A 24,892-nucleotide genomic window follows, 5' to 3' on the forward strand; every position below is an offset into this window, starting at 1 on the left:
TAGATGGCTAGAAAAAAGAAAGTAACCAAAGTAAAAAAGAAAACCTTAGGCGGAATTCTTCGTGGAGAATTTCTGACGAAAGATGGCGCTGAACAGAATTGGAAGTTCATGCTGTTTCTGGTTGGTTTGGCTTTCATAAGCATCACAAGTGCGCATCTGGTCGATAAAAAAGTAGTGCGAATAACCGAACTCAAAAACTCGGTAGATGATCTCAAAACGCATTACACCGACAAGCATAGCGAGTTGATGCAGATGCAGTTAGAGTCGTCTGTCATCGAGCATACCAAAAAATACGGTTTAGAGCTTCCGTTGTCTCAGCCGTATGTAATTGTAGAAAAAGTATATGATCAAGAATAGAAAAAGTGTAGTTATCCGAGGTTGGATTTTTGCCGCATTTTTATTGTTTTGGGCAATGGCTATTCTATTCAGTATGTTCAAAATAAAAGTGGTCGAGGGCGAGGTGTTGGATGAGTTTGCTAAAGAAAACAACTTTCGTTTGGTAACAGCAGAAGCAGAGCGAGGCAACCTTTATGCTTCAAACGGTGCTTTGTTGGCAACCACGGTGACCAAGCACAATATATTCGTCGATCTCAAAACGATCAAAGAGGAATTGTTCGAGACGGAAATCAAAAATTTAGCCGATTCGTTATCGAAAATGTTTGGACAGCCAGCTGCCGAATACGAAAAGAAATTCAGAAAAGAACGCCAAAAAGGGAATCGATACATGAAGTTGGTAAAAGGATTGGATTATGAAGATTATCAGCGGATTAAAAAATTCCCGATTTTCAATAAAGGACAGAACCGAGGTGGTTTTATCCATGAAACCGAAAACAAACGCGAACTGATCGTTCGTGACGTGGGAGCAAGGACCATTGGTTTTGATGATGCTCGAGGCAAAACAGGCTTAGAAGGGGCTTACAGCGAATTGCTTCGCGGTAGAGAAGGTAAACGAATGGAGCAATTCATGGGAAGAGGTAATTGGAAGCCTTTCAAAAATTGGGAGCAAGAACCCATCCCAGGCGCGGCTGTTTATACCACAATCGATGCTGATTTGCAAATGATCGCTTATGATGCGCTACACGATCAGTTGTCCGAATTCAACGCGCAACACGGATGCGTGGTGGTGATGGAAGTCGCAACGGGTAAGGTGAGAGCAATCGTGAATTTAAGTCGGATGGAAGACGGAACCTACCTCGATGTCTTCAATCATGCGGTGGGCGAAGCTGCAGAACCTGGCTCTACCTTCAAACCAGTTTCGATTTTGGCGGGTATGGACGATGGTTATTTCAACCCAGAAACTACCGTGGTTGTAGGGAATGGTTCGTATAAATTATACAATAGAACCATCACTGATAGTCGCGGATACGGCACCTTGACGGTAGATGGAGTAATCAAAAAATCATCCAATATTGGTACCGCAAAATTAATCAATGCGGCCTACGGAGCCGAGCCAGAGAAGTTCTTGAAAAAACTTAAAGATTGGAAACTCGATGACAAACTCGGGGTTGATATACCGGGCGAAGCAATGCCTCGGATCATTACTCCCAAAGATGAAACATGGAGTAAGTTGACCTTGCCTGTAATGTCTTATGGGTACGGATTTAGAATTACGCCAATTCAGATCGTGACCTTTTATAATGCCATTGCCAACAACGGTAAAATGTTGAAGCCACTTTTTATGGATAAGGTGGTGAAAAAAGGAGAATCCGAAATTGTTTACGAACCCGAAGTGTTGGTGGAGCAACTCTCGACACCAGAAAATATTAAGGCGATGCAACAGATGTTGACGGGAGCGGTAGAACAAGGTGGAACGGCGTCTAATATCTTTACCGATAAGTATTCTATAGCGGGTAAAACGGGAACGGCTCGTGTCGAGTATTGGATAAAAAATCAACCCATGCAATATCGAGCTTCGTTTGCAGGATATTTCCCAGCAGATAAGCCAAAATATTCTTGTGTGGTGATCATTCACAAACCAGATCGCAGCAAAGGATATTATGGTGGACGAGTTACTGCTCCAGTGTTCAAGCGGATTTCGGATTGGGTGTATTCGAAAACTCCTCAGCCAATGCCTGCTAAAATTGGCGAAAATAAAATCGAAACCCAAATCGTTTCGAATTCCAAACTCGATGTCGATATGCGAAAAAATATCGTGCCAAATGTCGTGGGGTATTCGGGGTCAGAAGCGGTGCCTTTGTTAGAAAATCTCGGTTTGGATGTGCGCTATACTGGAATCGGAAAAGTGATGAATCAATCTCTACCCAAAGGAACACGCTTCAAAAAAGGTGAAACTATTTATTTAGTATTAAAATAAAAATGAAAACTTTACAAAATATCATAAACGGACTGAATATCACTCAAATTTTGGGTGACCATCAACACGCGATGATTGCCAGTCTAGAATTCGATTCGCGAAAAGTGAATGTGAATGATATTTTTGTTGCGCTCAAAGGTACGCAGGTCGATGGGCATCTGTACATAGATGAGGTTATCGAGAAAGGAGCGAAGGTGATTGTTTGCGAAGTTTTACCTTCAAACCTGCATGCCGATGTCGTGTATATTCAAGTGGAAGATACCACTATTGCGCTAGGAGTTTTAGCGTCTAATTATTACGATAATCCTACCAAAGACCTCAAACTTGTTGGAGTTACAGGGACAAATGGTAAAACGACAACCACAACTTTGTTGTACCAATTGTTCGAGAAACTGGGCTATCCTTCGGTTTTGGTTTCAACCATCAGAATTTTGATCAACGGCGATGTTTATCCGACCAACAATACCACGCCCGATATTGTAACTTTGAATCGAATCTTCAAAGAGGCGGTAGATCGCGGTTGCGAATATGCCTTTATGGAAGTGAGTTCTCACGGAATAGATCAAAACCGAATTGCTGGATTGCATTATGTTGTGGGCGCTTTTACCAATATTACACACGATCATTTAGATTATCATAAAACCTTTCATAATTACATTCAAGCCAAGAAAAAGTTTTTCGATCAATTACCCGAAACCTCTTATGCAATATCCAATCTAGACGATAAGAATGGGCGAGTGATGTTGCAAAATACCAAGGCAAAAAAGAAGTTTTTTACCCTGAAAGGTGATGCGGAATTCAAAGCGAAAATTTTAGAATCACGCTTAGATGGTATGCTGCTCGACATCAATAAAAATGAATTGTGGACGAGCTTAATCGGGGAGTTCAATGCTTATAATTTGCTCACGGTCTATGCTATTGCAATGTTGTTGGGACAAGATGAAACAGAGGTGCTGACTTCGTTGAGTACGCTTTCGAATGTAGACGGACGCTTTCAATCCTTTCGAACCGATGCCGGAGCAGTGGTCATTGTAGATTATGCGCATACGCCAGATGCCTTGCTCAATGTAATCAACACAATCGAAAGCATCCGTACCAAAAACGAGCAGTTGATCACCGTTGTAGGATGTGGAGGCGATCGTGACAAAACCAAACGCCCAGAGATGGCGAGAATAGCATCGAGCAGATCAACCTTGGCTATTTTTACATCAGACAACCCAAGGTCAGAAGATCCAGAGGCTATTCTATCTGACATGGAAAAAGGGGTAGAACCTCAATTTTTCAATAGAACGTTAAAAATTAGCGATCGTAAAGAGGCGATAAAAACAGCCTTGAAAATGAGCAACAAAGGAGATATAATCCTGATTGCAGGAAAAGGACACGAAACCTATCAGGAAATAAAAGGAGAGCGTCATCATTTTTCTGATGTAGAAATTGCACATGAATTAAGTCAACAACTAAATAAATAACATGTTATACTATTTATTTGATTTTTTACACGAACAATACCAGTTGCCAGGAGCGAGAATATTCCAGTACACATCTTTCAGAGCGGCTTGTGCAGTGCTCATGGCAATGGTAATCAGTTTGTTCTATGGTAAAAAAATTATTTACTATTTGCGTCGCGAGCAAATGGGCGAAATTGTGCGTGACTTAGGACTCACTGGGCAAAAAGAAAAACAAGGCACTCCCACAATGGGCGGAATCATCATCATCTTGGCGATTATTATTCCCACCTTATTGTTTGCCAAATTAGAAAATATTTACATCATTTTGTTGTTGATCTCAACGCTTTGGTTGGGAGTGATTGGCTTCATCGATGATTACATCAAAGTCTTCAAGAAAAACAAAGAAGGACTCAAAGGAAAATTCAAAGTCTTGGGGCAAATAGGTCTTGGTGTTTTGGTCGGATTGACCTTGTATTTCAGTCCGCAGGTCACCGTAAAACAACAAGCAGTAGAACAAAAAAATACCGAAGACGTTTACCGAATTGTTCGATTTGGCGAAGAAGAAAAAAGCTTGAATACAACAGTGCCATTCCTCAAAGGAAATGAATTCAACTATGGGGATATTCTATTCTTTATGGATGAGCAACAAAAAGAAGATTACGCTTGGGTGGTCTTGCTGATTTTTGTATTCGCGGTCATCTTTATCATCACAGCCGTTTCGAACGGTGCAAACCTTACCGATGGTATAGATGGGTTGGCAGCTGGTACCTCTTCGATTATTGTCTTGGCGTTGACCTTGTTCGTCTTTGTATCGGGTAACATTGTTTTGGCAGATTACCTCAACATCATGTTCATCCCGAGGTCAGAAGAAGTGGTGATTTTTTGCGGTGCTTTTCTTGGGGGGCTTATCGGTTTTATGTGGTACAATACCTATCCTGCACAAGTGTTTATGGGCGATACCGGAAGCCTTACCATTGGCGGGCTCATTGCGGTTTTGGCGCTCATTGTAAGAAAAGAACTCATGTTACCTGTGTTGTGCGGGGTTTTCTTTGCCGAGAGCCTTTCGGTCATGATGCAGGTGTCGTATTTTAAATATACCAAACGAAAATATGGAGAAGGGCGCAGAATTTTTCTAATGTCGCCTTTGCATCACCATTTTCAGAAGTTGGGATATCACGAGAGTAAAATAGTGAATAGAGCAATTATAGTCGGAATTTTCTTGGCGATAATCGCTATCGTAACACTCAAGATAAGATAATGAAAAAGTTGATTGTTTTAGGAGGAGGCGAAAGTGGAGTTGGAGCTGCAATTTTAGGAAAGAAAGAAGGTTTTGATGTTTTTCTTTCAGATAAAGGATTGCTTAAAGATCACTATAAAAACACACTCGAAGAGCATCAGATTCCATTCGAATCCGAACAGCATACCGAAGAGCGCATTCTGAATGCAGATTTGGTGGTGAAAAGCCCTGGAATTCCAGAGAAAGCCCCTTTGATCAAAGCATTGAAACAAAAGGGTGTAGAAGTGATTTCCGAAATCGAATTTGCTTCTCGTTTTACCCAGTCCAAAATCATTGCGATTACTGGTAGCAACGGTAAAACCACGACCACCTCGCTCATGTATCATATCATGAAACAGGCAGATTTGGATGTGGGTTTGGGCGGAAATATAGGAAACAGTTTTGCTCAAATGGTGGCAGAAGATCCGCACGAGTATTATGTGTTGGAGATCAGTAGTTTTCAGTTGGATGATATCAAAAGTTTCAAACCGTATATCGCTATTTTACTGAATATTACGCCAGATCATTTGGATCGATACGAATATGATTTTGATAAATATGCACTTTCTAAAATGAAAATTGCAGAAAATCAGACCGAAAACGAATACTTGATTTACAATCAAGACGACGATAAAACAAACAAATTAATAGACAAATTAAAATTAAAAGCCAATAAAATATCTTTTTCTATGAGAGACGAGAACCAAAAAGGATTTGCGAACGACAATATTTTCGAAATCAAAGGGAATGAAGAGGGATTTCAAATGCCAACAAACGAATTGGGATTGATGGGAAAACATAACATTTCCAATTCACTGGCAGCAGCAACGGCAGCGAATATATTGAAAATTAGAAAAGATGTTGTAAAACGTAGTTTAGCTGATTTCAAATCGGTAGAACACCGTTTAGAAACAGTTTTGAAAGTCGGCGGAATCGAATTCATCAACGATAGTAAAGCGACCAACATCAACGCAACGTATTTTGCATTGGAGAGCATGAAAAACCCTGTGGTATGGATTGTTGGTGGCGTAGACAAAGGAAACGATTACCAAGAATTGATGCCTTTTGTGAAAAAGAAAGTAAAAGCAATCGTGTGCTTGGGAGTAGACAACCATAAGATTGTAGAGACATTCGAAGGTGTGGTAGACCATATCATCGAAACCAATTCGATGAAAAACGCCGTGAGAGCAGCTTATATGTTGGGTAGAAAAGGCGATGCGGTATTGCTTTCGCCAGCATGCGCAAGTTTCGACTTGTTCGAGAGTTATGAAGATCGAGGAAACCAGTTCAAAAAAGAAGTAAAAGGATTATAAAATCATGTCGAATCTTATCCAAAAATACCTAAAAGGAGATAAGTCATTGTGGGCATTTATCATATTGCTCGCCTTGTTCTCGTTCTTGCCTGTATATTCGGCAAGTTCCAATCTGGTATATACGGTAGGATCTGGAACTGTAGCAACGCACATCATCAAACATGCTGCCTTTCTTATCGGAGGCTTGTTGATTATTTTTACCATACAACGTGCAGATTATCGTTGGTTTGGATTGTTTGCACTTGCGGCAGTAATTATGTTGTCGATTGTGCTGTTGATTACCAATCTCACCGGGTCGCAAATCGACGGGGCAAATGCTGCTCGTTGGTTAACGATTCCCGGGTTAGGCGTCGGAATTCAGCCATCGATGTTGGCATCGCAAGCATTGCTCATTTATATTGCACGCTATCTGACCAAAACACGCGCAAAAGACCTCAAACTGAATGAGACCATCATCCCGTTGTTTATTCCAATTGTGGTCGTGGTAGGACTTATTTTACCTTCCAACGGTTCTACGGCAATCATGTTGGTATTTATGTGCGTAGTGTTGTTGTTCATTGGCGGATTTCCAGTAAAATATCTACTCATTATCGGAGTGGTAGGTATAGGACTTATCGGTACGTTTGTGTATGTTGCGTATCATTTCCCAGATTTGATTCCCAATTCGCGTGTTCATACTTGGATTTCACGTATTACCAAATTTGCCAACGACGATGGAGTCGAGGGCTATCAAGTGTTGCGTGCCAAAGCAGCGATCGCAAGAGGCCTCAACGACATGACAGGACCAGGAAAAAGTGTTTTCAAACAAACCTTGCCCCAGTCTTCTTCCGATTTTATTTTTGCCATCATTGTAGAAGAATACGGCGTGTTCGGTGCCTTGTTTTTGATCGGAATTTTCGTGCTGATTTTAATTAGAATTTGCATCATAGGCTCAAAAATTCATACCATATTCGGAACCTTGTTGGTATTTGCCGTAGGCATGCCCATCATCATACAAGCCTTCGTTAATATGGCGGTGGCAGTCAATCTTTTTCCAGTAACTGGTCAGCCTTTACCTCTGATAAGTTACGGAGGAACATCCTTGTGGATGACCTGCATATCGTTTGGGATAATTTTGAGCGTAAGTACCAAAATCAAGTCGAAAGAAGAAATAGAACAAGAGAAAAAATTAGTAAGTGATGAGGTCATTGAAGACATCGCCTAAAATATTAATCAGTGGCGGCGGAACAGGTGGGCATATCTATCCAGCAATTGCCATTGCAGACGAGATCAAAAGACGTTTGCCAGAGGCAGATATCTTGTTTGTTGGTGCTGATGGTCGAATGGAGATGGAGAAAGTACCCAAGGTCGGCTATGCGATCAAAGGTTTGCCAATCGCAGGTTTCGATCGTTCGGATATGAAAGCCAACCTCAAGTTTCCGTTCAAATTGATTCGTTCACTTGCTTTGGCAAAGAAAATTTATAAAGAATTTCAACCAGATATTGCGGTTGGTACAGGAGGATACGCATCGGGACCGATGTTGTGGATAGCTGGAAAGAATCGCGTTCCTTATGTTTTACAAGAGCAGAATTCATTTCCTGGGGTAACCAATAAGATTTTGATGAAAAAGGCTTCGGCGATTTGCACGGCTTATAGCGAAGCGTCGCAATTTCCAGCAGAAAAAGTTCATCACACTGGCAATCCAATTCGAGTAGATTTGTTCGAGGAGTTACCTTCAAAAGCGGTTGCTATTGAGCAATTCAACTTAGATCCGACCAAACCCACAATCCTCAGCGTTGGCGGAAGTCAGGGTTCGCGAATGATCAACAATTCTTGGTTAGAAAAAATAGAAGAGTTTGCCGCTTCGGGCGTGCAGTTGATTTGGCAGACAGGGAAGTTGGATTATCAGAAAATAAAAGAAAAATTGGGTGATCGTTATCCCATGATCCATCTCACCGAATTTATTTACAATATGCAAGACGCCTATGCAGCCGCAGATATCATTGTTTCGCGAGCAGGCGCCATGGCAATTTCTGAATTAGAGATGATCGGTAAGGCCGTGATTTTGGTTCCTTTGCCTACAGCGGCAGAAGATCATCAGACCAAAAATGCTTTGGCATTGGTGAAAGAAAATGCTGCGGTCATGGTAAAAGACGAGCTTGCTAAAGAAAATTTGGTGAAAGAAGCTGTTGCGTTGGCAAAAGACCGCTCGAAACAACAGCTCTTGGGAACAAATATTTCTAAATTGGCAAAACCCAATGCAACTAAAGAGATTGTAGATATTATTTTGGGATTGATAAAATAGACATGAACGTTTTAGATTATACATATTATTATTTCATTGGTGCTGGCGGAATTGGAATGAGTGCTTTGGAGCGTTATTTCAAATCGCTTGGCAAAAACGTGTTGGGCTACGATAGAACTCCAACCGAATTGACTGATGAATTGATAACGGAAGGAATCGAAATCCATTTCGAAGATCGAATCGATTTGATTCCCAAAGAATTGTATAAAGAAAATACCTTGGTAATTTTCACGCCAGCAGTTCCAAATGACCATGCAGAGCTGAATCATTTTATAAATCATGGTTACAAAGTAATGAAACGTTCTGAAGTACTGGGCGAGATTACCAAACATACCTACAGTATTGGGGTTGCCGGGACTCATGGTAAGACGACAACTTCGTCTATTTTGGGGCATGTGTTGAAGTTTGCAAACCTGAAAAGCACAGCTTTTCTCGGTGGAATTTGCGAAAATTATCATTCCAACATCATCCTCAATGGTGGGGAGATTACCGTTGCAGAAGCCGATGAATTCGACCGTTCTTTTTTGCGTTTGTCACCAAAATTGGCGATCATCACTTCGGTAGATGCAGACCATTTGGATGTGTATGGCGAACGGGACGAAGTCGTAAAATCGTTTCATGAATTTGCCAATATTGTATCAGAAAAACTATTCGTTCGCAAAGGCTTAGATTTTCCAGATGCAATTACCTACGGGGTAGACGAAGAGGCAGATTACGCCGCTTTCAACGTGCGTATAGAAGACGGTCATTATATGTTCGATGTGAAAACGCCTACGGCAACCATCAACAACGTGGGGATTTTGTTACCAGGTCGGCACAACATGGAAAATGCACTTGCAGCGTTGGCGGTGGCAGATTATATGGGCGTAGAAGCCGAGACGATTGTAGCAGCCTTAGCCGAATTTAAAGGAGTGAGAAGACGTTTCAACCGTTTCGAGTCGAATGGTAAAATCTACATCGACGATTATGCTCATCATCCTAGCGAATTAGACGCGGTGATTGGTTCGGTAAGAGAGCTGTATCCTACCAAAAAATTATTGGTTGTTTTTCAGCCGCATTTGTTTACCCGAACAAGAGATTTTGCAGATGAATTTGCAAAGAGTTTGGCAAAAGTAGATGAGTTGATTTTGATGGATATTTATCCCGCAAGAGAGCTGCCAATTGCTGGCATAACATCTGATTGGTTGCTCGAGAAAATTGAACTGGATCGAAAGGAAGTAGCTTCGCTGTCGACCACGCTCGACGCAATAAAAACAAAAGATTTCGACGTGTTGTTGACGGTTGGGGCAGGTAATATCGATACGTTGGTAAAACCCATAAAAAAATGGTTGGATGAAAACTAAACTGAAAGTACTCAAAGCATTTTTAGGACTAATACTTTTAGGCGTATTGGTTGGTTTTTCGGTACAACGAAATGCGTGTCGCAAAGTGAAATCGTTTCATATCAATATCGCGCATCAAAACAATAATTATTTTCTAAACGATAGCGTGGTAAAAGATATTTTAGACGATCCAAAACAACCAATTTTGAAAACACCTATTGGCAATTTGGACCTGTACAAATTGGAAAAAAAAATCAATGCAAGTCCGTACATCAATTCGGCACAATTGAGCAAAGATGTGTACGGGAATCTCAATTTGGAGATCGAACAAAAAGAACCCATTGCTCGTGTAAACACAGCGCGAGACGAATTTTACATCACGAGAGACGGAAACCGCATGCCGCTTTCTGCCGTGTATTCCGCTCCAGTAATGATGATTGCAGGAGATGTGAAAGAAAACGAGTACCAAGGTTTGAGCGATTTGGTGCAGTTCATCAATGCGGATAACTTGTTGAAAAATCATATCATCGCTATACAAAAAGTTGGGCAAAGATCATTTAATTTAATCGTCAATAAAGGAGACTATATTATTGAGCTTGGCACACTTAACAACTTTGATGTAAAATTGAAAAATTTGAAACTTTTTTATACCCAATTTCTCAATTTAGAAGAATTGAAAATTTATAAAAAAATAAGCATAAAATTTGTAAATCAAGTCGTGGCAACCAAAATAAACGAAAATGAATAATAATAAAATCGCAGTAGGTTTAGACATCGGTACAACAAAAATTGTAGCACTTGTCGGGAAGAAAAACGAAAACGGAAAAATTGAAATTCTAGGTTACGGTCAAGCACCAAGTTTGGGCGTACATAGAGGTGTGGTGAACAACATTACACAAACCATCAATTCGATCAAAGAAGCTATTTCTGAAGCAGAAGCGTCTTCTGGTGTGAAAATAGATGAAGTAACAGTGGGTATTGCAGGGCAACACATACGATCTTTGCAACATAGTGATTACATCACAAGACCAAACTCAGAAGAAGTCATCGATGAAGAAGATCTGCGTTTGTTGACCAATCAAGTTTACAAATTGGTGATGCTGCCGGGTGAAGAAATTATTCATGTATTACCGCAAGAGTTCAAAGTCGATAACGAAGGCGAAATTAAAGAGCCAATCGGAATGTATGGAAGTCGTTTAGAGGCAAACTTTCATGTCGTAGTAGGGCAAGTCGCATCTATTCGCAATATTGCTCGTTGTGTAAAAAGCGCTGGACTCAAATTGGCAGGGATTACACTAGAACCATTGGCGTCTGCAAATGCCGCGCTTAGTATAGAAGAAAAAGAAGCCGGAGTTGCTTTGGTTGACATCGGTGGTGGTACAACCGACATTGCGATTTTCAAAGACAACACCATTCATCATACTTCTGTCATTCCGTTCGGGGGAAATGTCATCACAGAAGACATCAAAGTAGGATGTTCGATTATTGGTCGTCAAGCACAATTGCTGAAAGAAAAATACGGCTCTGCTTGGCCAGGCGAAAACAAAGAGACCGAAATTGTTTCGATTCCAGGTCTGAAAGGTCATGCAGCCAAAGAGATTTCGCTCAAACGTCTCTCACAGATTATTCATGCACGAGTGCAAGAAATTTTCGAGCAAGTGTATCTCGAGATGAAAAATTATGGATGCGAAGATCAACACAAAAAACTTATCGCAGGTATAGTCCTCACAGGTGGCGGATCGAAATTAAAACATATTCGTCAACTCACCGAGTATATTACAGGTATGGACGTGCGTATTGGTTTTTCTAATGAGCATATCGTAGGGGCAAAAGCAGAAGAATTATCTGGTCCAGAATTTGCCACTGTAGTCGGATTGCTAATGCAAGGGATAGACGTGTTGGAAAATCGTTTGATAAAAGAGCTTTACGAAAATCCAGTACGCGAAAATATTTTTGGCGATATGGAAGGTGCAACTGCTGTTGCGACCACAACTGTGCAACAAGAGGAAGCAAAAGAAGAAGTCATAAATGCAGAAAACAAACGAGACGAGTTATTGGATGCTGAGCTTGGAGAGAAAGTAAAATCGGATAAACAGAAACCAAAAAAACCGAGTATTTTCTCTAAATGGACAGATAAATTCATCCAAATGATCAACGAAACCGAATAATAGCAATAGCATAAAGAGAATTAAAAAAGAATTAATATGAGCGATTTATCAGAAGGATTTATAGAATTCAACTTACAAAAACATAATTCCAACAGCATCAAAGTGATCGGTGTTGGAGGAGGCGGAAGCAATGCCGTAAATTACATGTTCTCGCAAGGGATTACAGGGGTCGACTTTGTGATCTGTAATACCGATGCTCAAGCATTACAAAACAGTTCAATTCCTTCTCGCGTGCAATTGGGTGAGGCCATTACCGAAGGTTTGGGAGCAGGAGCAAACCCCGAAGTTGGGGAGCAAGCAGCTTTAGAAAGTATAGAGCAAATAAAAGCCGTGCTAGGCGACAATACCAAGATGGTTTTCATCACCGCAGGTATGGGAGGTGGTACCGGTACAGGAGCAGCACCAGTAATTGCCGGTGTAGCCAAAGATTTGGGTATCTTAACTGTGGGAATAGTGACAGCTCCATTTTATTTCGAAGGCAAAATGAGGTTAGAACAAGCCGAAAAAGGAATCGAAAAACTACGCAGCAATGTAGATTCGCTTATCGTTATCAATAATGATAAATTGCGCGAATTGTACGGAAACTTAGGATTCAAAAGCGGATTTGCAAAAGCAGACGAAGTCTTGGCAACTGCAGCCAAAGGTATTGCAGAGGTAATTACACAACATTACACCATGAACATCGATTTGCGCGATGCTAAAACCGTGCTAGCAAATAGCGGAACAGCAATTATGGGTTCTGCCAAAGCAAGAGGCGAAAACAAAGCAAAAGAAGCAATTGTCGCTGCATTAGATTCGCCATTGTTGAACAACAACAAAATTACAGGGGCGAAAAACGTCTTGTTGCTCTTGTTGTCTGGTGATAATGAATTGACGATGGATGAAATAGGAGTAATCAACGATTATATCCAACAAGAAGCAGGTCATAGTGCCAACATCATCATGGGTATAGGCGAAGATCCAAATCTTGGCGAAGAAATCTTGATTACTGTGGTGGCAACAGGTTTCCCAATGGAAGATCAGATTTATACTGGTAAAGAAGAAGAAAAAATCATTCATGCCTTGGAAGATGAGCAACCGATTACCAAAAAATTATCGATCGAAGAGCCGTTGACGCCTAAAGTAAATCCGATCAATTTCGAATTCAATTTTAGTAAAAAATCTAATGAATCTTTGTCAGACGACTACGAATCCGATCACAATGCACCTAAAAATGAATTGAGAAATGAGCCAACAGAGGTAAAAAAATATGTTTTAGAAGATGATGAACTTTCTTACGAAAGACCACAACCAAAATCATCTGTAGACGAGTACGAGCCACGTTTGAAGTCTGAATATTCAGCAGAAAAACCAACTCAAAATCCTTCTGCGCAGCCGTTTCAAGATACGAAAGGTTCGTCAAACTACAATCAGCCAGAGAATTCGTTTCAAAGCTATCAAGAGCCAGTAAAAGAAGAAAAACCAAATACCGTGATTTTTTCTTTAGACCAAGAGAAAACACAGCCTTATTCACCGTTTTCAGAAACACAACAAACGATGACGGCGGTAGAAAAGCTGAGAGAAGAGTCGGTTTCGAATACCGATTTTCACAAGCCAATTTCAGAAACTTTGAATTCGACCATAGAAGAAAGACGTAATCGTCTGAAACAATTCAATTTCAAATTCAAAAACACCTTAAACAGCGCTCAGGTTGATGAGTACGAAAATGTACCAGCATACAAAAGACAAGGATTGAATTTGTCTGAACGTGAAGAAAATAGACCTTCTGATTTTGTTGTTGGAACAGATTCGAAAATCAAACCAAACAATTTTTTACACGATAATGTAGATTAATCGCTATATTATATTCTTATTAATTCAAAAAGAAGCCCTGTCGATCCGAGAGGGCTTTTTTGTTTTCAGAACATTTCCAAAGCCATACTAAATATTTAACACAAGATTCGAAAAGTTCACTTTTTTATCAATAAACTTTTAAATGTTGTAAATTTGAAGTTCAAATACCAAGAATACGATGAGTTTAGAAACACAAATCATGGACCAGATGAAAACGGCCATGAAAGAAAAAAATACTATCGCGTTAGAAGCCTTACGCGCGATCAAGTCTGAAATAATCTTGGCAAAAACTGCAGGAACTCAGACTGAATTTACAGAAGAAAACGAAATTGCTTTGTTGCAAAAATTGGTGAAACAACGCAAAGAAGCAGCCGAACAATTTGGTGCAAACAATCGCCCAGAATTGGAGGAAAAAGAATTGAAGCAAGCCGAAATTATCCAAAGTTTTTTACCGGCACAGCTGAGTGCAGAAGAGCTAGAATCTGCTCTAAAAACCATTATTGCCGAACTTGGAGCGAATTCTGCCAAAGATATGGGCAAGGTGATGGGAACAGCATCGAAACAATTGGCTGGTAAAGCTGAAGGTAAGCTGATTTCTGAAACAGTAAAAAAGCTGTTGAATAAAGAAGCATAACGCCATTTTTCGATTAAGAAATTGATAAGAAAAACTAACCCCTCCTAGAAAAAGAGGGGTTTGTGCATTTTACGAGTTTGTAGGTTTTGGAGCCCAACGGTCGTAGGGACTCATATCAAATTGGTTTACCTCATCCATAGTGAGTCCTAATGCTTTGGCTACACCTTCGCCATATTCTGGGTCGGCTTTGTAGCAATTTCTTATATGACGAATTTGTATGAACTTCTCTGCTTGCCCCACTTGAGCAGCAGTATTTTTGAACAATAAGTCAGCTTTTCCGTCGGCTTTAATGATACGAAATAGATCTCCGGGTTGTGTATAATAATCGGTGTCGTAATCTCTAAAATTGTATTCATAGGCATCGCCTTCTATACCCAAAGCCGGTTCTTTTACCGCAGGGTTTTCTTGCCACTCACCAAAACTGTTGGGTTCGTAGTGAATTGTAGAACCATAATTTCCGTCTACTCGCATCGCACCATCTCTGTGGAATGCATGATATGGGCATTTGGGTTTGTTGACAGGAATCTGAAAATGATTCACCCCCAATCTATAACGTTGAGCATCACCATATGAAAACAAACGTCCTTGCAACATTTTATCTGGCGAAAAACCAATGCCTGGAACAATATTGGTCGGATTGAAAGCAGCTTGCTCTACATCTTGAAAATAATTTTCTGGATTGCGGTTGAGTTCAAACTCGCCTACTGGAATAAGTGGATAATCTTTTTTAGACCAAACTTTCGTCAGATCAAAAGGATGGAAACGGTATTCCTTGGCTTGATCTTCCGTCATGATCTGGATGTACATTTTCCATTTCGGGAAGTCACCCCTTTCTATAGCTTCATACAAATCTCGTTGAGAGGATTCTCTATCCATACCCACCTCTTTTGCAGCCTCCTCGTCCGAAAGATTTTCGATTCCTTGTTGTGTTACAAAATGAAATTTCACCCAATGCCTTACATTATCTTTGTTGATGAAACTATAGGTATGACTACCAAATCCGTGCATATGGCGGTAACCTCTTGGTATTCCTCTATCGCTCATGATGATGGTTATTTGGTGCAAAGCTTCTGGCAGAAGGGTCCAAAAATCCCAGTTGTTGTTTGGACTTCGCATGTTGGTTCTCGGGTCGCGTTTTACAGCGTGGTTGAGGTCTGGGAATTTCATAGGATCTCTGAAAAAGAAAACTGGCGTGTTGTTTCCTACCAAATCCCAAATTCCTTCGTCGGTATAAAATTTTAGAGCGAAACCTCGTATATCTCGCTCTGCATCGGCCGCACCGCGTTCTCCTGCTACGGTAGAAAACCTTGCAAACATCTCTACTTTTTTGCCTACTTCACTGAAAATATTGGCTTTTGTGTAGCGTGTAATATCATGGGTTACCGTAAAAGTTCCGAATGCGCCCGAACCTTTGGCGTGCATTCTGCGCTCTGGAATTACCTCTCTATCAAATTTGCCATTTTTTCTAAGAACCAAAAATCTTGCATCAGTAGTGGACCTCTCGGACCAGCCGTTTGCACATTTTGATTGTCTGCTACAGGAGCTCCTGTTTTATCTTGTGAGTTTCGATTTATTTTCTCCCATCTTCTAAAAGTTTAAATTTTTTAGAAATTTACATAGCTTTTATGTATTGTAAACAGTTGAAACGATAGTTAATATCTATACTACAATAAATCGTTTTTTCGGAAAAAGTTTTATCTATTCTTAGACGAATGCAATATTGCTGGAAGTAGAGCAAAAAAAAACCGCCTTTCAAAATAATTTTAAAAAGCGGTTTTGACTATGAAAATTATGAAAACACACTGCGTATTAAGAATTTTGTTCTTTGGCTTTTCCTTTCACGCGAATGACCACATTGTCTTTGGTCTCATTCAGGTCGAGTAAAATCTGGTCGCCTTCCGATACATTAGTGTTGATGATTTCCTCTGCCAACGGATCTTCTATGTATTTCTGAATTGCTCGTTTCAAAGGGCGAGCGCCATAATCTTTATCAAATCCTTTTTCTGCAATGAAATCTTTAGCTTCGGCAGTCAATTCTAGATGGTAATCCAAGGCTGCTAAACGTTGGACTAGGTTTGCCAACTCGATGTCGATGATCTCCATTATATTTTCTTTCGATAGCGAATTGAAGATGATAATATCATCGATTCGATTCAGGAATTCTGGGGCGAATGCTCGTTTCAAGGCGCTTTCGATAGTGCTTTTTGCTCGCTCATCGGCAGAATCTCTCTTGGCAGACGTTCCAAATCCTACGCCATCTCCAAAATCTTTCAATTGTCGGGTCCCGATGTTCGAGGTAAGAATAATAATCGTATTACGGAAATCTATTTTTCTACCCAAACTATCGGTCACGTGCCCGTCATCTAAGATTTGCAACAAAATATTGAACACGTCTGGATGTGCTTTTTCGATCTCATCCAATAGGATTACTGCATACGGTTTGCGACGGACGGCTTCGGTCAACTGTCCGCCTTCTTCGTAGCCTACATAGCCCGGAGGTGCCCCAACCAAGCGAGAAACCGCGAATTTTTCCATGTATTCCGACATGTCGATGCGAATCAGTGCGTCGTTAGAATCGAATAATTCTTTCGCCAATATTTTGGCTAATTGAGTTTTACCAACACCTGTCGTACCCAAGAAAATAAACGATCCGATTGGTTTGTTCGGATCTTTGAGTCCGGCACGATTACGTTGAATGGCTTTCACCACTTTTTCTACCGCTTGATCTTGACCGATGACTTTTCCTTTCATCAGGTCGTTCATCTGAGCCAATTTTTTCAGTTCACCTGCCGCTACACGCTGTACAGGAACGCCGCTCATCATCGAGACAACCTCTGCAACGTTGTCTTCGGTAACGGTTTCGCGATGTTCTTTAGATTCTTGTAACCATTGTGATTGTGCACGTTTTAGTTCTGCTTCGAATTGTTTTTCTGAATCTCGTAAACGGGCAGCTTCTTCGTATTTCTGACTTTTTACGACTTTCGTTTTTTCTTCACGTACTTCTTCTAATTTTTGTTCAAGGTCTAAAATTTCTTGTGGAACTTTTATGTTTTTGATATGAACGCGTGATCCAGCTTCATCCATCGCATCGATTGCTTTATCGGGCAAAAATCGATCGGTGATGTAACGTGTAGTCAAATTCACACAAGCTTGCAAGGCTTCTTCGGTATAATTTACGTTGTGATGCGCCTCGTATTTGTCTTTGATCTGATTCAGAATTTGCAAAGTTTCTTCTGGCGAGGTAGGTTCTACCATCACATTCTGAAAACGTCGCACCAAAGCTCCATCTTTCTCAATGTACTGTCGGTATTCGTCTAGCGTTGTTGCGCCTATACATTGCAATTCGCCACGCGCCAAAGCTGGTTTGAACATATTTGATGCGTCTAAAGAACCAGTGGCACCTCCGGCACCAACAATGGTATGCAACTCGTCGATGAATAGAATGATATCGTCGTTTTTCTCGAGTTCATTCATGATGGCTTTCATGCGTTCTTCAAATTGTCCGCGGTATTTGGTGCCCGCAACAAGAGAAGCCAAGTCCAAGGTTACGACACGTTTGTTGTACAATACGCGAGAAACTTTTCGTTGGATGATGCGCAGTGCCAAGCCTTCTGCAATTGCCGATTTACCAACGCCAGGCTCGCCAATCAACAACGGATTGTTTTTCTTGCGGCGCGATAAGATTTGAGAAACGCGTTCGATTTCTTTTTCTCTTCCCACCACAGGGTCGAGTTTTCCTTCTTGCGCAATAGCCGTAAGGTCTCGTCCAAAATTATCTAAAACAGGAGTTTTACTTTTCGAGGTTGATTTTCCAGTCGGACGGTCGAATTCGCTGCGCGTACCTGATGTCTCATCTTCATCAAAAGAAGAAGATTCTGCTCGTGGTGCCTCTTGCGAAGCGTCGTCGCTCTGAAACTGATATTTGAATTCTTCTCGAACATTGTTGTAATCAACATTCATGTTTTTCATAAGTTTCGTGATTGGGTCATTTTCGTTACGCAGAATGCATAGCAACAAATGCACGGTAGTTACCGTACCACTTTTGAAGAGTTTAGCTTCTAGAAATGTTGTTTTCAATGCTCGTTCTGCTTGTTTGGTCAACGTAAGGTTTTTAGAAGCATGCGAAGGATCGACTTCTTTGGCAGGCGAAAGGTTCTCTATCTTGGTCTTCATCTCGTGTAAATCTACCTGAAGTGCATCTAAGATAGAAATCGCTTTCCCTTCACCATCTCGTAGAATGCCGAGCATCAAGTGTTCGGTACCGATTTGGTCGTGTCCAAGGCGCAATGCTTCTTCTTTACTATAAGCGATGACATCTTTTACTTGTTGTGAGAAATTATCATTCATTAGGGTAGTCTCTTCTTTTAAAATAATTCTATTCCATTTGTACATAAACTGTGCCGATAGCTAAGTTAGGATTTTAATCGCGTTGCAAAAGTTATTCTGTCTGTTAAAATTAAACTATTTTATTAAAATCATACTCAATATTCGAAATAATTGCCAAATTGTCAGGATTAGTAAAATAATAATTAAATTAGCAGGCTATGTGGAAAATTAGTCTTCAAAAGTTGATCAACTATGAGTTTTGGCCTTTTTGGATTTTTTATGGAATGCTTACGCCATTTTATCTTTACTATGTTTTGAAGACCAAAGCGCCAGCCTACTTTTGCAACGTTAATCCGCTCATGCGATTCGGTGGTTTTTATGGTTATTCTAAATTTGATTTGTTAGAAAAAATTGAGCCGCATTGGATTCCAAAAACAACACTCGTTCACCAGAAAAATGTTTTGGATTTCGAGCCGAATTCTTATCCATTTGTTGCGAAACCCGATGTTGGAGAGCGTGGCAAACAAGTCGCTGTAATCCGAAATCGTGAAGAATGGAGCTGCTATCGAGGAGGTATAAAAACCGATGTAATCATTCAAGATTTTGTAGATTTTCCTCTGGAGTTTGGATTGTTTTATGTTCGTTATCCGAAAGAAGAAAAAGGTAAAATCATCGCCATTACGGCTAAAGAATTTTTAACGGTAAAAGGTGATGGTAAAGCGACTTTAGCCCAATTGATTGCTCGAGATTTAAGAGCTTCGCAGCAGCGAAAATTCCTCAAAAAACGCTTTGCAAACCATCTCGATGAGGTTTTGAAACGGAATGAAGAATTGTTGCTTTCAGAAATCGGAAATCATTACCGAGGTACAAAGTTTTTAGACGCAAGTCATTTGCATTCGGGTAGATTAGAGAATTGCGTAGATGAGGCAGTGAAAAATATTCCGCATTTTTATTACGGTCGGTTGGATGTGAAAGCCCAATCGATAGAAGATTTGCAGAACGGCAATTTTGTCATACTCGAGATCAATGGAGCAAACTCAGAAGCTACGCAATTGTACGATCCTAAATACTCTGTATTCGAAGCCTGGAGTATTGCTCGCCAGCAATTGGCGGTACAGTATCGAGTTGCAAAACAAAATAAAGAAAACGGATTCGATTATCCGCCAGCAAAACCATTGGTAAAGGCATTATTTGGATGCTAAATCAGCCGATTTGTCTTGCTTTCTTCTTTGGTTTGATTTGTGACGATACTCAAACAAAGTGATCACTCATGAATGAATTTCCTAAAAAAGCCATCATATTTCCGCTCATTATTCTTATTCCGATTTGGAGTGTTTTTTTGTTGAATTTGAACGGAGCTTTTGGGCATTATTGTCCTGGCGTCATACCGAGAAGCCTTTCGGGCTTGAAAGGTATTTTCACCATGCCGCTTTTCCATTCGGGATGGCAACATTTGTTGAGCAACACTTTTCCCTTGTTGTTCCTCATCGGGCTGAGTACCTTGTTGTATGATCGAATCACCTATTGGGTGGTATTTCTGGGCTGGATATTTTCTGGTATATTGCTTTGGTTTATTGGCGACTTGGAGTTTTTAGATCAAACCTTAGGATGTCATATTGGGGCAAGCGGATTGGTCTATGTCATGGCGAGTTTCTTGTTCTTTAGCGGACTGATTCGCAAGGATCGTGGCACTATGGCTGCGTCTCTCATTGTGATTTTTCTTTACGGAAGTTTTATTTGGGGAATGTTGCCCGAAGAAATTTTGCCCACCCTGAAGATGAATGCCAATAAAAATCCTATTTCCTGGGAAGGGCATTTGTCTGGTTTTTTGGTGGGATTAGTTTTAGCGCTTTATTTCAGAAAATTAGGCCCGCAGAAACAAACCTATTATTGGGAAGATGAAAATGTGTACGACCCTAAAGCAGAAGCGCTTTGGCAAGCTTATTTGGAACAAGAGGAGCTGAAACGAGAATATGAAGAAATGCAAGAAAACCCAATAAAGATTCATTATTACTTAAAGAATGATGATGATACCTCAGAAGAAAAAACCTTAAAACAATAATGGTTCGAGGTTTTTTTATTTTGTAGGAAATTCTGGTCTTCTCATTTTGTATTTGGTACCCGTCATGGATTCTAAGAAGGATACCAAAGCTTTTTTTTCTACTTTTGATAAATTCAGAGGTTTCAATAAAGAATCTGTTACAGGATGCATTGGGTCTGCAATTTTTTGTTCTGGTGTGGGACTATTCATTTGCATTCCGCTGTTGTAAATATTTACAATTCCTTCTAAAGTATCAAACAATCCGTTGTGCATCCAAGGTCTTGTAATCATCAAATCTCGTAAAGATGGAGTTTTGAATTTTCCAGTATCATCTGGATTTTTAGTGATTTCGTACAAGCCTAAATCTTCGTATTCTCTTTTGTAATAGGTAAGTCCAATGTTATGAAAAGATTCGTCTGTTAAATTCTTTCCGAAGTGGCAATTCATACAACGAGCTTTCGTTCTGAAAATATGCATACCGTAGATTTCTTCATCGGTAAGAGCTGTGTAGTTTCCATCAATAAATTTATCAAATCTACTCGGTTGACTTTTTATCGTTTTTTGAAATTCTGCTAAAGCATTGAAAATTCTTTCTGTGGTTATTTTATTATCACCAAAAGCATCTTCAAATAGTTTTAAATAATCTTGATATTTGCTTAGTCTTTCTGGTAATAAATTTAGATCCATTGCCATTTCGTTATGCGCAGCGATAGGTCCTGAAGCTTGCTGTTCTAGTGTTGTTGCTCTTCCATCCCAAAAGAAACTTGTTCGGTCTGCAATATTAAGAAGTGACATGGTATTGCGTTTGCCTTGTAAATGATCATTCCCTAAAGCTACTCTACGTGCATCTGTCCATCCAAATTCTGGTTCGTGGCAAGAGCTGCAAGAAATTTGTTGAGAACCCGAAAGTTTTGGATCGAAGAACAACATTTTTCCTAATAAAACTTTTGGTAAAGCTTGTGTGGTGAAATAAGCGGTATCTGTTTTTATAGACTGAAATTCTTTCCACTCTACACCATGATCAATCGTAGGTTTTGGCCAATCTACAATTGCTTTTTTATAACTGTTGACAATATCTTGCACTTTTGGGTCTTGAATCTTTTCTAATGACTGTTTTACTTTTGGTGTAAAACCGACCAAAATAGATAAAATGATGCCAATTACAAGTAATGTGAATTTTTTCATTTCTTTAGAATGTTATTCCAAGGTTTAGGCTTGTAAAATTATTGTTTTTATTTTGTATTTTCTGTGATTGATATTGGGTTCCGATAAATATTGCCGGGATTTTATCTAGTTCTAGATGATAACGTAAAGATGCTCCAACGGTTGTGATATCACTTGTGAGAAATGTATAATCTCTTAGAACCATATCATTCAAAAAGTCGATATTGTTTAGATTAAGAGCATTTGTTACGTTGATTACTTGTCGTTGAGAATAATAAGGTTGAAATTCTAAAACTTGATTATTTTTTATCTTTTGTTTAAAATCTAAGTTTATACCAAATTGTATACAATCATATTTCTGTCCATTAAATGGGTATAATCTAGATTCTTTAATGGTTTGATAATCTGTAAACGGAATAATAGCAAGGCTGTATTTGTCTTTTTGTAATTCGTAATAAAGTTGAATTTTACTTGTGTTGGTTTCTTTCCTGTAAGCTTTTCTTTTGAATATAACTTGTGTTATTTCTGTATTATTGGTATAGCCGTATTCTTCCCCAGTTCTTGTTTGGTTAGCCAGTTGTGCAATAAACCCAATACGGTTCTGATTAAAACTATAAAATTTTCCTATTTCGATAGAGTTGCTTTCGGTTGTCAAATCAGAAATATCATAATAAGCGTTGGTTACTTTTTTTGTGTTTTTTGATTTTTCTAATGTTGCATTTAAATAAAAATCATGTTTTTTATTGATGATTTGTCCTCCTGCGGTGTATCCATACTCTTCGTGTATGCTAGAATTAGTATTACTAAAGAAATAATTGTAAGCACCGAAACCATTCATATTATACAAATATGGATTGATAATGTCGCTTATGAATTTTACAGAAATTTTTTGGGTGTATTTGTTTACGTTAGCAAAGACTCCTATAGTCCAATCTTTGTATAGGTTGAAATTAAAACCTATTTTCATAGATAGGTCAGAAGTGGTTGTTACATTTCTAGGATCCCGTGGTCTGCTTCCTTGTTGTGCAGAATAGTCTGCTTGTAAACCTAATGTCCATTTGTTGATTTTTTGATTATATCCACCTCCAAATTTATATTGTTCTATGTTCATGTTTCCACCAATACTATCAGCAATGATATAGGGTGCTATACGATCAAAGTCTAGATTTTCATTCCATTTGATATTGAAAATATCTTGGTTTTGATAGTTTGCATTTCCCCATATGGTTTTGTTTTCGTTTAGTTTTTGAAACGAATTGGTGAGAATCGTAAAACCTTCGGATTTAGAGCCCGTCTGCTGACGAAATAATTTTTTGTCGTCTTTTAGATAGTTAAGAGAAAAGTCAGAGAATGAAGAAGAACTATAATCCGACATAGTTGCCGGATTATAGAATAAATTGTTTTTTAAATCTCTTTCTGTATTGTATTGATTGTAGATTTTAGGATACAAATCAATACTGTCTTGTGCTTGCAATATTGTGTAACCTAAACTAATCAAAACAAAGCCAAGAAAATTTAATATTTTCAATTTTAAAATATTTTTAATGAACAATACCGTTTGCTAATGAAGAATCTGAATTAGCGATAAAATCTTCTGTAGAGTTATTGGTATCTTGGTAACGTGTTTTTCCATTTTTCAATTTACCTGCTTCTTTACGTCGGATTGTTTTGCCATTGTATCCTGGCCAAGCACCTGTCCATCCTGAATCTATAGATTTAGAAGTAATTAATCTTAAGAATTTGTCGGGATTGCTTACATTTACTCCATCTATAATCCATGAGTTTGGAATTTGGTAAGATGATCGATTAATGACATTTCCAGCTGCATTTGTATAAGAGTAATTGTATTTGTTGTTTTCTAGAAAGTTTTCTGCATTTTGTCCTTCAGGGAAGCGAGCAATTACATAAGACTCTTGACTAGTTGTGTATAAGAATATCATATTGTAATTCATTTTTGTATAAATGATATTCATATTTGGTACATTAGGATTATCTACTTGCCCTAAAGATGGATTTTCATTCGGGAACTCAAAATCAGCATTAATTAAATTATAAGCATCAGGTGCAAATTCTGTATGATCTATGGCATTATCTGCTACTACAATAAAATCACCAGGCTGTACTGGGTGTTCTGTTCCACTACCAGGAACAGTCATGATTGCGGATATAGCAAAAGCTTTATTCGGGTGAAATGGTGTTACATGCTGATCGGTTGTTGTAAAGAATTCAGACGTGGCAATAATTAAGTTATCAGCATACAATACTTTTTCTGTATTATTGGTAATTTTGAAATAACGACTATTGTTGTAATTTTTATTTTCTGCAGTTTTTATTCCTGTAAAGAAAACTTCTTCTATAATGAAATCTTCACCAAACTGTTTTACTAATAAATCTATTGTAAGGTTAGATGATAAGGTGTTTATAACAATTGTATTTCCTCCTGCAATTGCAACGTGGTCTCCATTGTTATCAATCCCTAAGCCGTTTGCAATGATGTTGTATGATCCGTAAGGTAGTTCTAATGAGTAAGTAGTTTGGTTTTCTAGTGATATGGTTTGTTTAGTTCCAGTGTTGGTTTCGATAATCTCAATTTTTAAGGAATTGATTTTTGATACGTTTTCTCCCTTAAAATTAAGTGTTAAAACACTGTTTTGTGTAACTTCTACTCCGAAGTCGTCATCACTATTACAAGAAAAAAGATTGAAAGATGCAAAAAGTGCTGCAATTCCTAAAATAATAATTCTCTTTTTCATATTAAAATATTTGTT

18 protein-coding genes and 1 pseudogene are annotated in these 24,892 nt (G+C 39.1%); 14 read left to right on the top strand and 5 right to left on the bottom strand.

The annotated features are described in order from the left end of the window. Positions 1 to 3: 3 nt before the first annotated feature. The 12 genes from BN8061_RS06300 (at position 4) to BN8061_RS06355 (ending at position 14,593) form a co-directional block, all read left to right on the top strand. A complete protein-coding gene (locus tag BN8061_RS06300) occupies positions 4 to 357 on the top strand; it encodes an FtsL-like putative cell division protein (protein WP_068597458.1) in 354 nt (117 codons plus the stop codon). After that, positions 344 to 2,314, top strand: coding sequence for a penicillin-binding protein (locus BN8061_RS06305; RefSeq protein ID WP_068597460.1), 1,971 nt, complete (start codon positions 344 to 346; stop codon positions 2,312 to 2,314). Before BN8061_RS06300 ends, BN8061_RS06305 begins: the two co-directional genes overlap by 14 nt. 2 nt (positions 2,315 to 2,316) lie before the next feature. Beyond that, positions 2,317 to 3,783: a UDP-N-acetylmuramoyl-L-alanyl-D-glutamate--2,6-diaminopimelate ligase gene (locus BN8061_RS06310; RefSeq protein WP_068597462.1), complete on the top strand. Its 1,467-nt coding sequence runs from the start codon at positions 2,317 to 2,319 to the stop codon at positions 3,781 to 3,783. Between the two features lies 1 nt (position 3,784). Then, positions 3,785 to 5,020, top strand: a complete 1,236-nt coding sequence (gene mraY / locus BN8061_RS06315) for a phospho-N-acetylmuramoyl-pentapeptide-transferase (protein ID WP_068597464.1) — start codon at positions 3,785 to 3,787, stop codon at positions 5,018 to 5,020. Then, positions 5,020 to 6,351, top strand: a complete 1,332-nt coding sequence (gene murD / locus BN8061_RS06320; protein ID WP_068597466.1) for a UDP-N-acetylmuramoyl-L-alanine--D-glutamate ligase — start codon at positions 5,020 to 5,022, stop codon at positions 6,349 to 6,351. Before mraY ends, murD begins: the two co-directional genes overlap by 1 nt. 4 nt (positions 6,352 to 6,355) lie before the next feature. Continuing rightward, positions 6,356 to 7,555, top strand: coding sequence for an FtsW/RodA/SpoVE family cell cycle protein (locus BN8061_RS06325; protein WP_068597468.1), 1,200 nt, complete (start codon positions 6,356 to 6,358; stop codon positions 7,553 to 7,555). After that, complete coding sequence (gene murG, locus BN8061_RS06330; RefSeq protein ID WP_068597470.1) at positions 7,530 to 8,636, top strand: undecaprenyldiphospho-muramoylpentapeptide beta-N-acetylglucosaminyltransferase; 1,107 nt, start codon at positions 7,530 to 7,532, stop codon at positions 8,634 to 8,636. The genes BN8061_RS06325 and murG overlap by 26 nt, the downstream gene beginning before the upstream one ends. A gap of 2 nt (positions 8,637 to 8,638) precedes the next feature. Beyond that, the gene (murC, locus tag BN8061_RS06335; protein WP_068597472.1) at positions 8,639 to 9,979 is read left to right on the top strand and encodes a UDP-N-acetylmuramate--L-alanine ligase; all 1,341 of its coding nucleotides are present in this window, start codon (positions 8,639 to 8,641) and stop codon (positions 9,977 to 9,979) included. After that, positions 9,969 to 10,706 carry a cell division protein FtsQ/DivIB gene (locus tag BN8061_RS06340; protein ID WP_068597474.1) on the top strand — a complete coding sequence of 246 codons (738 nt, stop codon included), beginning with the start codon at positions 9,969 to 9,971 and terminating at the stop codon, positions 10,704 to 10,706. Before murC ends, BN8061_RS06340 begins: the two co-directional genes overlap by 11 nt. Beyond that, positions 10,699 to 12,126: a cell division protein FtsA gene (gene ftsA / locus BN8061_RS06345; RefSeq protein ID WP_068597476.1), complete on the top strand. Its 1,428-nt coding sequence runs from the start codon at positions 10,699 to 10,701 to the stop codon at positions 12,124 to 12,126. Before BN8061_RS06340 ends, ftsA begins: the two co-directional genes overlap by 8 nt. A 36-nt stretch (positions 12,127 to 12,162) precedes the next feature. Further along, positions 12,163 to 13,959, top strand: a complete 1,797-nt coding sequence (gene ftsZ / locus BN8061_RS06350) for a cell division protein FtsZ (RefSeq protein ID WP_068597478.1) — start codon at positions 12,163 to 12,165, stop codon at positions 13,957 to 13,959. Positions 13,960 to 14,137: 178 nt separating this feature from the next. Beyond that, positions 14,138 to 14,593: a GatB/YqeY domain-containing protein gene (locus BN8061_RS06355; protein ID WP_068597480.1), complete on the top strand. Its 456-nt coding sequence runs from the start codon at positions 14,138 to 14,140 to the stop codon at positions 14,591 to 14,593. 69 nt (positions 14,594 to 14,662) lie between these two features. Here BN8061_RS06355 and BN8061_RS06360 read toward each other — a convergent pair. Together BN8061_RS06360 and BN8061_RS06365 are read right to left on the bottom strand one after the other, a co-directional pair. Then, positions 14,663 to 16,177: pseudogene (locus tag BN8061_RS06360) on the bottom strand (catalase). Between the two features lie 225 nt (positions 16,178 to 16,402). After that, complete coding sequence (locus BN8061_RS06365; protein ID WP_068597988.1) at positions 16,403 to 18,940, bottom strand: ATP-dependent Clp protease ATP-binding subunit; 2,538 nt, start codon at positions 18,938 to 18,940, stop codon at positions 16,403 to 16,405. A gap of 197 nt (positions 18,941 to 19,137) precedes the next feature. On the opposite strand from BN8061_RS06365, the gene BN8061_RS06370 reads away from it, so the two are divergent. Beyond that, positions 19,138 to 20,121, top strand: coding sequence for an ATP-grasp domain-containing protein (locus tag BN8061_RS06370; protein ID WP_068597482.1), 984 nt, complete (start codon positions 19,138 to 19,140; stop codon positions 20,119 to 20,121). A gap of 68 nt (positions 20,122 to 20,189) precedes the next feature. Next, positions 20,190 to 20,981, top strand: coding sequence for a rhomboid family intramembrane serine protease (locus BN8061_RS06375; protein WP_068597484.1), 792 nt, complete (start codon positions 20,190 to 20,192; stop codon positions 20,979 to 20,981). A gap of 15 nt (positions 20,982 to 20,996) precedes the next feature. Here BN8061_RS06375 and BN8061_RS06380 read toward each other — a convergent pair whose 3' ends face one another. The 3 genes from BN8061_RS06380 to BN8061_RS06390 are packed head-to-tail and all read right to left on the bottom strand — an operon-like array spanning position 20,997 to position 24,877. Further along, positions 20,997 to 22,145, bottom strand: coding sequence for a cytochrome-c peroxidase (locus BN8061_RS06380; RefSeq protein ID WP_068597486.1), 1,149 nt, complete (start codon positions 22,143 to 22,145; stop codon positions 20,997 to 20,999). 4 nt (positions 22,146 to 22,149) lie between these two features. Next, the gene (locus BN8061_RS06385) at positions 22,150 to 23,652 is read right to left on the bottom strand and encodes a DUF6850 family outer membrane beta-barrel protein (RefSeq protein WP_141743552.1); all 1,503 of its coding nucleotides are present in this window, start codon (positions 23,650 to 23,652) and stop codon (positions 22,150 to 22,152) included. A gap of 13 nt (positions 23,653 to 23,665) precedes the next feature. After that, positions 23,666 to 24,877 carry a DUF4876 domain-containing protein gene (locus BN8061_RS06390; protein WP_068597491.1) on the bottom strand — a complete coding sequence of 404 codons (1,212 nt, stop codon included), beginning with the start codon at positions 24,875 to 24,877 and terminating at the stop codon, positions 23,666 to 23,668. Between the last annotated feature and the right edge of the window lie 15 nt (positions 24,878 to 24,892).

It is taken from the genome of Vaginella massiliensis, from assembly GCF_900089075.1.
Lineage (GTDB): Bacteria > Bacteroidota > Bacteroidia > Flavobacteriales > Weeksellaceae > Weeksella > Weeksella massiliensis_A.